Genomic DNA, 12,209 nt, shown 5'->3' with positions numbered 1-12,209 from the left:
CTCGGAAGCACGTCAGTTCAGGCGCGTCGTAAGCGGAGTGCCGCGACGCATCCGCGTTGAGAATGTGTTCTTGCCTGGTTCAGGCGATGACTAGATGCGTCAGCATTGCGTGGGCGCTTGCGTCGGGGCCCGCCCTCCGGAGGACGGCGAGCGATGTACGCGTGGCCCACGCTGTGTGAATGACATGGCGCATTCGCATTGAGCCCGGCCTCACCTGCAACTTGTGGCAATCAGATGATACAGAAGTGTATTGTTCAGGTAATACAGAGGTGAGGGGTGTCGAGATGACTTGGTTTTACTTCGTGGTACTGGGTCCGGTGTTCGCGGGCATCCTTCTCGCCCTGGTGTGGTGGCTGATTTGGGGGCGTAAGAGGCAGCTCGCCGGCGGCGGTGTGGGAGCGTTCACTGTGGCGGCGGGCTTGCTTCTTGGCGGCGGCGCCGTTGCCTTGCTGCTGCTCGGTACCGGGCTGTTTCCGCTACATCTGCCACCTGAATACTTTGTCTGGTATCACAACTACCGATTCACGAGCCCACTTCTGCTCGGGATCGTCGGGATGGTTCTTCTCGCTTTCCCGGTTTACGGTCGAAGCGGGCGGGGCGTTGCGGATCTCACACCACGGACGCCGCTGACTTTTGCGCGAGGCTGGTGGTTCGTCGCCCCTGCCCTGCTTCTGGCGCTCATCTTCAGCGTTACCGTGACGGCCGGTGCCGCCTCCCAGCCGGACCCCAGCACTGGCCAATACACGATGTACCTTGTGGACCTTGGGGGCGGACGTGAAATGGGCTCGAGTATCTACGGGTGGTACAACTCCATTCCGTCGCTGATTCTGATCGGCGTCCTGATCATTGTCACCATCGTGGTCCTGATGCTCATCGCTCGACCCACACCGGCCGCCAACCGCGAGCACGACGTTCACATTCGAACTTTCCGCACGGGAAACGTTCTTGCGATCGGAACCAGTGCCCTACTCATGCACCTCGGGTTCATACTCAGCTCACTCGCCAGCACCGTATCGATTACATCCTCGTTCCCGACCTCGAAGGGAAGTGTGACGTTCTGGACCACGTTTGCTGGGCTACAGCCAGTGTTCGCTGGCGCATCCGCTGTTGCCGCGGTGATCGGGTTAGCGCTGTGCGTCGCTGTCGTCCTCTCAGCGATTCCGGCGCGGCGGTGGGCACCGGCCACGGTCACAACCCGATGATCACCCTGTCAGGATCTGCCCCGCCCACGGAGCAGATCCGCGATCAAATCCGCGGGCTCATCGCGTCGGGTCGACTCGCAGCCGACGAGCGCCTTCCCTCGGTCCGTCAGCTCGCGAAGGACCTCGGCGTCGCCCCCGGCACCGTAGCAAAGGCATACAAGGCGCTCGAAACTGAGGGCTACCTCACGGCCCGTACCGGTGGAGGCACCCGTGTGAGCCGGAGCGCCACGACAATACCGCGGCCAGTGTTGGACGTCGCCCGGCAACTCGCGGCAACCAGCACCCAGGCCGGCATCGGGCTGGACGACACCATCCGTATCCTCCGTGCAATCTGGCCCGAGCAGTCAATTCAACCCCCAACATCGGACGCGTTCAGGGCGCGCTGAGCGAGCCACCCGGGAAAGAGCTCATGACTCGTTGATCGTTCCCTACGCGGAATGAAGCCAGAGTTGTCATTTGACCGTTCGGATGTGGCGGTCGCCGTTTCTAGGGTTTGCCCGACTCTGTCGGGCATCGGTTTCTCGCGCCCGGTCACAAGTGCATTCCTTCGTGTCTGTCAGCGAATACCCTGTTCATAAGGGAGCACACGATATGCAACTGCACAGACCCGCTTTCCCTGTAGCCCTTGCTGTATCTGCGCGGTCTTGGATACTTGGCATTCCTTCTGTCACCCTCATAACCCTGGCCGAGCTTCAGTTCGCGTCTATTTCTCACGCGGGCATCGGCGAATCGTGTTATCAGAATCCTCACCTTGGTAATTTGGCTCTGCCCGCGGCCAGCTGGACCGCAGACGGTGTCTTTTCGTTTTTCCCCATCGCCGTCCAATGCTCCTATTACACGAGCAAACACGAACTCCTTCTAGTGCACACCCAAGCGAGCGTGTGGGACTGGGGAATTACCTGTGCCGGCATCCTTGGACTCCTAGGCGTCACACTCTTCTTGACCGCCCGGCTCGCCACTCGACAGACGTGGAACACTCTGCCCTGATGAATCATGCCGCGGTCGTCCCGCAGAGGGTTCGTCATTCGGAGTGAGGTCCTTGCGAAATCGAGCGGCTGAGCTGGCGATGTGACGCAATTACTGGAGGGACAACTTCCTCGTGGCCAAAGAATGCCGAAGTCCCACGCGCACGGCTGGCCATTCACTAGCAGTAATCGAGAACACGACTGTGTCGCGGAGAGCACCGTCCGGTCCAACCGAGTGACTGCGCAGTACTCCATCTTCCTTGGCGCCTAAAGCGGCTATTGCCTTTCGTGATTGGCGGTTGTGCCAGTGAGTGCGAAACTCTACGGCAATGCACTTCAAATCGTCGAAGGCGTAAGTCAGTTGGAGAAGCTTGGCCTCTCGGTTCGCACCCGTACCTTGAGCGCTTCCAGCCAGCCAAGTAGAGCCGATTTCCAATCGCGGGGCATCAGCGCTCGGATTCATAAAGGTCGTCATGCCAACGATTCGCCCCGTTGACGCAAGCCGAGTGGCCCAAGGGAGCATCTTTCCCCGCTCGTGCAGGCTGAGTCGGCGTTCAACCTCCGCAGCCATCCCTTCCGGGCTCGGTATGGATGTGTACCACGTTCGCCAGAGTTCGCCCTCGTTCGCAGCTTCACACAGCTCGGCTAGGTGATCGAATGAAAGAGGCTCAAGAGTGACGAGCAGTCCTGAGAGCGTGGGCGATTCCAAGAGATCCATGGTCCGACACTATGGCACCGGGAAAACCTATTGCGTTCCGGTTGGCGTGCGCATCAATACTGAACCCGCAGAGGGTTCCTCTACCGAAACAGAACACGAGCCTCGATTGACCGTTCTTATGTCCCGGTCAACGACTATGGCCCGATTGCAGCGTCCATTTGCGAGGCGGTCCCTGGGCAGTTCGTCGGAGTACAGTCTGGGGAACGCAAGCACTACCGACTGGGCTTCGATTGGACGTTACGGTGACTTTCGTTATTGGCGTTCTTTTTGTCGGTGCGGGTCTTGCTTTATCGACGCGTTCGGGGATTCTCGAGGCGCGAGCCGCAGGTGGGCGACAAATCCCGCTGTGGAAAACCGACCCACGATACCGACGCCCGCGGGCCAGCGTCCTTGTGCAAATAGCGGCGACGCTCCTCGTCGGAATTGGAGCAGCCTTCTTACTCATCGTCTGGGGAGCGGGCGCCATTCTCTTGATCTGTTCGGTGTACGTGCCCCCGTTGGTAGTCATCGCGATTCACAACAAATCCACCCGAATTGGCCAGTAGCACGCGATCCCGTGGGACGTTCCCCATTTGGCCACGGTGAGTCTGTCGTGGGCGGAAGCAGTCGGACGTCCTCCGGCCAGACCTGCTAGGAAACCAGAGGCCGTCCTATCCTGCCGAGCCCGTGTTCCGAACTGCCCGGTGGCCGACGAATCCCGCAACGATGAGGCAGATACCGCAGACCGCAGTAAAGTACGGGGCGAGTCGGCTCGGGTCGAAAAAAATGAGCAGCACGTCGGCAACTACAAGGAAAATGCCGACGATGCCGATCGTCAGGAACACCCTTGCTGCTGCGGCGGGGTTCAGTCTTCTGGTCATGGCCACAGGCTAGCCAGCTCTGCGATCGGTGCGCGAGGTAGAACGTCAGTCTCTCTAACCTGTCCTCGATACCGCAGCGCCGGCGGCTGCTCGTTCCTGGTTGAACCCACGCTCCCGCTCCGCTCGTCCCGTAAAGGGTTCCCCTGCGACACAACGTCGGCGAACTCGGGCGCCAGGTAGTTTGGCCCCACACCTGTGGCTTTCGACGTCCGGCTATCGGCCGTCTGCCGGACGGATGGTGGAATCGTCTACTACCGGTCTTCGAGGACTCGGGTGACGATGGCACTGACCGTTTCGGACCTTCCAATTCGGCGCTCCCGAACAAAACTGAGCGGTTGCCATCCGTGGTACCAGGCGGCCATGTCCTTGACTGTGAAATCGACGGTCTTGGAACGAGATCGGTGGCGTTTGATCGTGTCCTCAAGACTGAGGTCGAAAGCGTAGAAGCGGGCATCGTTAGTCATGGATCGAACGCGTGCGAGCATAGGCTAGTACCGGCCTGCATTGAAGATTCCGTCCAGGATCACATGCTGCCCGGCAGCCAAACAGTGTTTCATATGGGGGTTCCTCGCACCATGGCCGTTGAGTTTGTCTTTAAACGTCGGAGTGATTACCAATGGTGCCTGCATGCGGAGGCAACGGTGATGGGTTCACATGATCACCGTGCAGACTCAGATCGGCATCAGGAGCAATTAGCATTGCTTCAAGTTCGCGATTTTCTTGAATTGTCTTGGCGAGTTCGGTCGTGCCTCCGATAACTGTGAAGTTGAAGTCATGATGGTTGGCCATGAACCATGCGCGGTCGTCAGGCCATAACATGTTCGGAGTCAGAGAAGCACCTTTTCCCCACTCGATCACGCCCACTTGCGCAGCCGTCACGAGTTCGGATCTCGGGAAGCGAGCAAGCAGGTATCTTTCGCCTTGTATGACCGCGGTATGGCCGTCGCGGATGAGCGTTGCGGTTTCCGGCCCGAGCGCCGTGCTTCCAGTGGCTAGTGGCTCCCATCCAGCCCAATAAGCGGCCGTGATGCTCCCACTGGTGGTGCTTGCTGACAGGGGCCGTGTAACTGCTGCAAATTCACTGACGCTGAGTAGCCGGTCTTCGGGAGGACGCACGATACGCCCGTCAGGTAGCTGCATGACGCCTTCGGTGTTACCGATGATCGAGGTCCACTGCATAGCGGGGTGCACGGTGGCGCCGGTAGCTTGAGCAACGGCGCCCCAGCTCACTGCGGTGAAGCCTGTTCCTTCCATGGAAATGACCGTTATCGCCACACCAGGGTGAAAAATTCGCAGGTAGGCTTCGTAGCCGCCTGGGACGGTGCCTATGACGCGAGCAGAAAACTCAAGCGCAATATCAATCCAGTCGGCCTCGGCCGCACCGGTTATGAGTTGCACGGTTCCCTCCGTTCGTACGCACAAACCGGTTCGCGTCCACAAAAAGGTGAAGGCCTACTTCGGTTATGCGACATCGTCACGATTCTGGGCCCGAAGTAACCGATACCTTTGCGGTATGTGGCCGCTCATGCGATCACAGGCTGGCACACTTTCCTTTAAGGCGCAGCAGAACCGCCATTCTGAAATGAAAGAACACCGCCATTTCGCGGCAAAAGCCACATGTATGACCTAACTTTTCTTCGGGGCCCGCTGGGCGAGGTTGAAGATCTCGGCCAGGTCGTCTTTGCTCGGTAACGCGTTCGAAAATACGCCGGACGCAGCGGAACGCAACGCTGTTCCCACGGGCCTGGTGCGAGGTTTGTCCGTAGTGGGAACCACCATGAGGGAGACGAATGCGCCGAGGCTCGGGCCCCTGGGTGTAGCTCGTATTCAGATCGAGGAGGCACTGCCCTGACCGAGACCATGGACGACGAGCGCGACGCGAGGATGACGCTCGCGGCACTCTCCGAGCCCGGCGACATCGTCACCGGAACACTGGTCGCCCGGTTCGGCGCAACCGTCGTCGTCGAAGCCGGGCATCGCTCCGGCTCGCTCAACGTCGCCGGGCAAGCCCACTCCCTGGGCCGGCCCGTCGGCGCCGTTCCCGGCCCGGTAACGAGCGCTGCAAGCGCCGGATGCCATCTTCTGATCCAAGAGGGCATCTCGAGCCTGGTCATCGACGCGCAAGATGTGACGGACCTCTTGGACTCCACGGTTGGCTTCTCCGGCGACCGCACGTTCGCGTACTGTCCCACGAGACGGTTCAGCCGGACCGGCCCGGACCTCCGGTTCTAACCGATCACCGCCGAACGGAGGCAGCATTCATGAGCACACCGCGACCGCAGGGCCCCTTCGGCGACGACTCTCGAATGCGATGAGCCCGTAATGCTGTCTTCCGTTCGCCAGTCAGCTGTTTACTTACGCACCGGCGTCGACGAATAAAGTGTCTAAGGACGCAATCGGCAACTTCGCGCGACCTCTCAACCAGCGGCGGAACGCGTCTCGATCATTCAGTAGTGACCGCGAGACCACCCAGGCGGAGTCCTCGACTCTGCGGCCGATGGGTTCAACTGTCGGCAGGATGAGGTATGTTTCGGAGGAGGCGCGACCGCGAACTCCGTGTCGAAGCATCCAATGCAGATGCTCGTTCGCGGCAGGTTCGACCGCTACATTTTCCGGCCAAACTTCCTTCAACCAACCGTCGAGACGTGGCTCGAGCTGTGCAAGCACCTCAGCCAAGAAGTGTCGCTCTGCGACACCGGGAGCGGTTGCACGAATGCGTTCAACATCTCCTGGAAACGCCATGCCGTACTCGGCAGCCCAGGAACACGCCTCCAACAAAGCCCTGTCGGACGCGCTTCTGATCGGCTGGTTCGGAGCCAGTTGAAGCGTTCCAAGAGAACTCGTCTTGTGACCCAATGCGGACATAACCCAGAGGGCGGAAGCCAGAGCTCGACCGTTGACGAACGCAACCTGCCTTATGACCATGGTGCGATGTTACGCCCGAAGCCGTCGGTTGTGCCGGCGGGACGTACGCGAAAACGAGTTGGTCGGCCTCGAACACTCGGGATTCTGGCCGCACGTCGACAACGATGGCGCTCCCGTCCGCGTGGCGGACGAAGAAATCCGGGACATGCGAACTTTGGGGGAGTGACGCCGGCATTTGCATCCGAAACGGTTGGGAGGAGATGCCGGTGACCCGAGGATCGAAGTCCAAGCACATCAGTTGGTCGCGTTCGCACCAGGATTCAAAACCAACGTGACGTTCGTTTGTCGCGCACCACCACAACCCGCCGAAATTCCGTTGCCCCTTATAGGTCGTCGTCGGGCGGGTCGGCGTTTTCGAACGGGACCATCCACCTGTCGTGGAGGCTTCCCTGGGCCGGAGCAGAGGAATACTGTTCCCTGAAGGTCAAGGTTCCTTCACCACATTCACGCCCGGCAACGAGGTCGGACGCCGCCACGGCACGTCCCATGACCAAACAGTAAGCAGAGAATGCCTCAAGTTAGGTGAGACACGCCGCACAATGCCTCAACTTAGGTGAGACAGGAAGGCCTAATGCCTCAACTTACGTGAGACAGGAAGGCCTAATGCCTCAACTTACGTGAGACGGAAAGGCCTAATGCCTCAAGTTGCGTGAGACTGCCTCATGATAGATGAGACAGGACAGTACCGTTGGACGCCACGGGACCGAGGCGACCAGGTCGAGGCGCTCTAATCTCTGCTTGCTGACATAATGTGCATTATCGGTCATGCGGCTGCGCGCTCACGACGCTCAGCGTGGAGTTCGGCGTTGACGACCACGTCGTTGAAATCGGCCAGGTCAGCAACGTGATAGAGACCATTGGCCTGAAACTTGCTGTCGTCCAGCAGCAGCACCTTGCGATCGGCCCGCGCGAGCAGCGCCCGCTTCGTCTCGGCGGCCGCAGTATCCGGGTGAAAAAGGGCGTCATTCTTCTGCCAATGACCGGGCGCGCCGGCGGCCGGGTCAGGCTCCGACGTAGGCAGCGAGATGCTGGCCGGTCAGGGTAGAGCGCCCGGCCACGAGGTCGGCCGGTGTTCCCTCAAACACGATTTGGCCGCCGTCGTGGCCGGCCCCAGGACCCAGGTCGATGATCCAGTCGGCGTGCGCCATGACAGCCTGATGGTGCTCAATCACGATGACGGACTTGCCCGAGTCGACGAGCCGGTCGAGCAGACCGAGCAGATTCTCAACGTCGGCGAGGTGGAGGCCTGCGGTCGGCTCATCCAGAACGTATACCTCGCCCTTGTCGGCCATCTGAGTGGCGAGCTTCAGGCGCTGGCGCTCACCGCCGGACAGTGTCGGCAACGGTTGGCCGAGGCGGAGGTAGCCGAGGCCGACATCGGCCAGGCGCACCAGAATGGCATATGCGGCCGGAATCCGAGACTCCCCCACACCGAAGAACTCCTCGGCTTCGGTCACCGACATCGCCAGAACCTCACTGATGTCGCGTCCGCCCAGGTGATAGTCCAAAACGGATGCCTGAAACCGCTTACCCTCACAGACCTCGCAGGGAATAGCGACGCCGGCCATTATTCCAAGGTCCGTGTAGATGACGCCGGCACCGTTGCAGCTCGGGCACGCCCCCTCGGAATTGGAACTGAACAGGGCAGGCTTCACCCCGTTAGCCTTCGCGAATGCCTTGCGGATCGAGTCGAGCATACCCGTGTACGTCGCCGGATTGCTGCGCCGCGAGCCCTTGATCGCACCCTGGTCGACGGACACCACGCCGTCCCGCCCCGAGACTGATCCGGTGATCAGTGAGCTTTTCCCCGACCCGGCGACGCCGGTCAGCACTGTCAGGACGCCGAGCGGAATATCGACGTCGACGTTGGTCAGGTTATGCGCGCTCGCGCCGCGCACCTGCAGAACTCCCGAGGGCGCACGCACTGTCGGTTTCACGGTCGCGCGGTCATCCAGGTGCCGACCGGTCAGCGTGCCGCTGGTTCGAAGCCCGGCGAGGGAACCCTCAAAGACCACCTCGCCGCCGTCCGTTCCGGCGCCCGGGCCGAGATCGATGACGTGGTCGGCGATCTGGATCATCTCCGGCTTGTGCTCGACAACGAGCACGGTATTGCCCTTATCGCGAAGCTGCACCAGCAGGGCGTTCATACGCTGGATGTCGTGTGGGTGCAGTCCGATGGTCGGTTCGTCGAAGACATAGGTGACGTCGGTGAGGGAGGATCCGAGGTGACGGATCATCTTGGTGCGCTGCGACTCACCGCCGGAGAGAGTACCGGAGGCCCGGTCGAGGGACAGGTAGCCCAGCCCGATCTGCACAAACGAGTTCAAGAGGAGACGCAGGGCTGTAAGCAGGGGCGCGACGGACGATTCGTTCAGACCGGTGACCCACTCGGCGAGGTCGCTGATCTGCATGGCACAGGCATCCGCAATGCTGATCTCGTTGATTTTCGACGATCGGGCACCCTCGTTGAGTCGGGTGCCGTTGCAATCGGGGCAGACAGTGAACGTGACCGCTCGCTCGACAAACGCGCGAATGTGCGGCTGCAGGGTGTCGACGTCTTTGCTGAGCATGGATTTTTGAATCTTCGGAATCAGGCCTTCGTAGGTGAGGTTGATTCCCTCGATTTTGATCTTGGTCGGCTCCTTGTGCAGGAGGTCGGCCAGTTCCTTCGTGGTGAAGTCCCTGATCGGTTTGTCGGCGTCGAAGAAGCCACAACCGTTGAAGATGCGACCGTACCAGCCGTCCATGCTGTAGCCGGGGATCTTCAGTGCGCCACCGTTGATGGTCTTGCTGTCGTCGTATAGGGCGGTCAGGTCGATGTCGGTGACCGAACCCCGCCCCTCGCAGCGCGAACACATGCCCCCGGTGATGCTGAAGCTGCGGCGTTCCTTCACGGTCGCTCCGCCGCGTTCGATCGAGACCGCGCCCGCTCCGCTGATCGAGGCGACGTTGAACGAATAGGCCTGCGGCGAGCCGAGGTAGGGCTGGCCGAGTCGGCTGAACAGGATGCGCAGCAGCGCGTTCGCGTCGGTGGCGGTGCCGACGGTGGAGCGCGAGTTGGCGCCCATCCGCTCCTGGTCGACGATGATGGCGGTCGTCAGGCCGTCGAGCACATCGACGTCAGGCCTGGCCAGGGCAGGCATGAAGCCCTGGACGAACGTGCTGTAGGTTTCGTTGATCATGCGCTGGGACTCGGCCGCGATGGTGCCGAATACGAGCGAGCTTTTTCCGGAGCCGGACACCCCGGTGAACAGGGTCAGTCGGCGCTTCGGAATCTGAACGCTGACATTCTTGAGATTGTTTTCGCGTGCGCCCTGCACGCGGATCAGATCGTGACTGTCTGCGACCTGGCGTTCAGCTGCCGGGGTGCTTGCTGTAGTGGTCTCGCTCATCGGTTCTCCTGTGATTATTGGCACTTGGCAGGTGTCGGGCCCACCAGTCCAGAATAATCTCGAACCGTTGCAAACGGTGCCGGGGGCGACCGGTGCGGCTGAGGTCGTGGTTCTCCCCCGGGAAAACGACCAGTTCGGTCTCCACTCCCCCACGTTTGAGCGCAGCGTAGTAGCGCTCGCCCTGCGACAACGGGCAGCGCAGGTCCTGCGCGGAGTGCAGCACCAGGGTCGGGGTTTTCACCCGGCCGACCAGAAACTGTGGGCTTTGAGTCTGCAGCAGGGCGGCATCCGTCCCGGCGTATTCGTCGCCGAAGAAGTCGCCGATGTCACTGGTTCCGACGAAGCCTTGTGGATCGAGAAAGCCGCGTTCCACGATGGCCGCCGCGAATCGGTGGTCATTGGCGATCGTCCACGCGGTCAGATAGCCGCCGTAAGACCCACCCATGATGCCGACGTGGTGGGCGTCGAGGGCGGGCTCGGCGCTGAGAGCGCCGTCGAGAAAGTCCAGTACGTCGGCCAGGTCGAGGGTTCCCATGCGCTGGCGGATGGCGCGCCCGTGGGCTTCGCCATAACCGGATGACCCGCGCGGGTTGCAGAGGACCACCGCGTAGCCCGCGTCGACGTAGACCTGGGTCTCATCGAGGAGCGCGCCGGTATATTGGGCGTACGGGCCGCCGTGAATGGTCAGGAGCACCGGATGCGGTCCCGGCCCGGCAGGAGTGTGCACCCAGCCGTGCACTGGATAGCCGTCTCGTCCAGTGACCGTGAGTTCGATTCCGGGGACCAGGCCGGTGGCGCGCAGGGGTACCGAGAAATCGGTGAGGCGTTTCGGCGGGGTCTCGGGCGTTCGAGTACCGGAGAGGACCGGGCGAACCAGAACGAGGTCACCGGAGGTACCGGCGGACTGCACCGCGACAACGACAGCGTCGCCGCACGCATCCATAGAGCTGGCGACGGTGGCGCCGCAGTCGAGTGACTGCGCCTGCCCATCCCGCTCGACGCGAATTAGATCAACCCGGCCGCGACTGCCCTGCAGTACGAGCACGGAGCCATCTGCCAATGGACTGATTCCGCCGGTGGCATCGAGGTCTAACAGATCCTGGTCGGTCTGCTGCGGATCCGTCACGCGGATCGGTGCTGAACCGTTGTCGGCGCCACCGCTGCGGTACAGGGCCGTCACCCGGCCGACGAAGTCCAGGCCGGTCGCACCAACGTCGGTTGCGAGCAGCCAGAGGCTACCGTCCTCGGCGCAGGCCAGCGCCGAGATACTGAGGTTCCCGGCCGCTGGCACGACGGTGCGAAGCGGAGCGATGGTGCCGTTTGCAGCGGTATCGGTGCTCTCGCTGAGTGTGAGTTCGACCACTTCGCTGCGGAGGTCGTTGTCCCGGCCCGCATGACGCGCCGAGATGGTGAGGAGACCGGAACCGTCGGGCGAGAAGGTGAGTCCGGAATGATCGAAGTCCCCCTCGGTTAGCTGGCGGGCGACCGGAAGCCCGGTCACCATTCTGGCCGGCTCCGGAAGATCCGGTGTTGGCGCAGTGCCCGGCTCGTTGCCTGACTTTGCCCGGGGTGCGTCGGCCACGGACGGAGCGGCGGCGGGTGTTGGTTCGCCCCAGACATCCGGTACCACGGCGAGGAACACGTGCACGCGGCGGTCGTTGGTGTAGCCGACCCCGTTCGATTTGTAGCGCACGGTATCGAAGCGGCGAGCCGGTTCCGATTCGGCCGACAGACCGGCAACCGTGCCGTACCGCCCCTGCTCGGGGACGCGCGCCAGGAACGCGATCCGGTCACTGGTCGGATGCCAGCGAAAATCGGTCACGCCGAGAGCCGCGTCGGTCATGACCAGGGGCTCGCCCCCGGCCGCATCGACAACGTGCAGCTGCGCGGCGCCGCCGGCATCGGCACGGAGAAACCCGATCAGGTTGCCATCCGGCGAAAACCGGGGTGCCGAGTCACGAAAACCGCGCGTGATGCGACGCGGAGCCGGCTCCCCCATCAGCGCGACGGTCCAGAGCTGGCCGACGTAATCATCCGCTAAAAAATCGGCGTGCACCCGGGAGAACACCGCCCGCGAACCATCGGGATGGATCGTCGGGCGCGACAGCGACCCGAGGAGTGGAAGATCAGCAGCCTTCATCGGTTGA

General features: G+C 61.8%; 10 protein-coding genes and 1 pseudogene. 3 read left to right on the top strand and 8 right to left on the bottom strand.

Features of this window, described 5'->3' with window-relative positions; genetic code table 11:
- Positions 1–284 precede the first annotated feature (284 nt).
- Complete coding sequence (locus tag CJ028_RS19410; protein WP_105036795.1) at positions 285–1,202, top strand: hypothetical protein; 918 nt, start codon at positions 285–287, stop codon at positions 1,200–1,202.
- The gene (locus CJ028_RS19405; protein ID WP_105036794.1) at positions 1,199–1,588 is read left to right on the top strand and encodes a GntR family transcriptional regulator; all 390 of its coding nucleotides are present in this window, start codon (positions 1,199–1,201) and stop codon (positions 1,586–1,588) included. The genes CJ028_RS19410 and CJ028_RS19405 overlap by 4 nt, the downstream gene beginning before the upstream one ends.
- Before the next feature lie 691 nt (positions 1,589–2,279).
- On the opposite strand, the gene CJ028_RS19395 is transcribed toward CJ028_RS19405, so the two are convergent.
- The 4 genes from CJ028_RS19395 to CJ028_RS19385 form a co-directional block, all read right to left on the bottom strand.
- Positions 2,280–2,885 (bottom strand): GNAT family N-acetyltransferase, encoded by a 606-nt coding sequence (locus CJ028_RS19395; protein ID WP_105036792.1) that lies wholly within the window; start codon positions 2,883–2,885, stop codon positions 2,280–2,282.
- 650 nt (positions 2,886–3,535) lie between these two features.
- Positions 3,536–3,745 carry a hypothetical protein gene (locus CJ028_RS20745; RefSeq protein ID WP_129590549.1) on the bottom strand — a complete coding sequence of 70 codons (210 nt, stop codon included), beginning with the start codon at positions 3,743–3,745 and terminating at the stop codon, positions 3,536–3,538.
- A 251-nt stretch (positions 3,746–3,996) separates the two neighbouring features.
- Positions 3,997–4,209: a P-loop NTPase family protein gene (locus CJ028_RS19390; RefSeq protein ID WP_129590548.1), complete on the bottom strand. Its 213-nt coding sequence runs from the start codon at positions 4,207–4,209 to the stop codon at positions 3,997–3,999.
- 130 nt (positions 4,210–4,339) lie between these two features.
- Positions 4,340–5,143, bottom strand: coding sequence for a hypothetical protein (locus CJ028_RS19385; RefSeq protein WP_105036790.1), 804 nt, complete (start codon positions 5,141–5,143; stop codon positions 4,340–4,342).
- 462 nt (positions 5,144–5,605) lie between these two features.
- On the opposite strand from CJ028_RS19385, the gene CJ028_RS22115 reads away from it, so the two are divergent.
- Positions 5,606–5,977: a DNA-processing protein DprA gene (locus CJ028_RS22115; protein WP_105036789.1), complete on the top strand. Its 372-nt coding sequence runs from the start codon at positions 5,606–5,608 to the stop codon at positions 5,975–5,977.
- Between the two features lie 745 nt (positions 5,978–6,722).
- Here the strand turns inward: CJ028_RS22115 and CJ028_RS22010 are convergent.
- The 4 genes and pseudogenes from CJ028_RS22010 to CJ028_RS19360 all read right to left on the bottom strand — a co-directional run.
- Positions 6,723–7,073: pseudogene (locus CJ028_RS22010) on the bottom strand (TnsA-like heteromeric transposase endonuclease subunit); the annotation flags it as partial.
- A 360-nt stretch (positions 7,074–7,433) separates the two neighbouring features.
- Positions 7,434–7,691, bottom strand: a complete 258-nt coding sequence (locus CJ028_RS21785) for a DeoR/GlpR family DNA-binding transcription regulator (protein ID WP_276309408.1) — start codon at positions 7,689–7,691, stop codon at positions 7,434–7,436.
- A complete protein-coding gene (locus tag CJ028_RS19365) occupies positions 7,672–10,062 on the bottom strand; it encodes an ATP-binding cassette domain-containing protein (protein ID WP_105036786.1) in 2,391 nt (796 codons plus the stop codon). Before CJ028_RS19365 ends, CJ028_RS21785 begins: the two co-directional genes overlap by 20 nt.
- Positions 10,025–12,202 (bottom strand): alpha/beta hydrolase family protein, encoded by a 2,178-nt coding sequence (locus CJ028_RS19360; RefSeq protein WP_105036785.1) that lies wholly within the window; start codon positions 12,200–12,202, stop codon positions 10,025–10,027. The genes CJ028_RS19365 and CJ028_RS19360 overlap by 38 nt, the downstream gene beginning before the upstream one ends.
- Between the last annotated feature and the right edge of the window lie 7 nt (positions 12,203–12,209).

The organism is Cryobacterium aureum, from assembly GCF_002954245.1.
Lineage (GTDB): Bacteria > Actinomycetota > Actinomycetes > Actinomycetales > Microbacteriaceae > Cryobacterium > Cryobacterium aureum.
The sequence above is the reverse complement of the archived record's forward strand: the minus strand, read 5'-3'. Positions and strand labels throughout refer to the sequence as shown.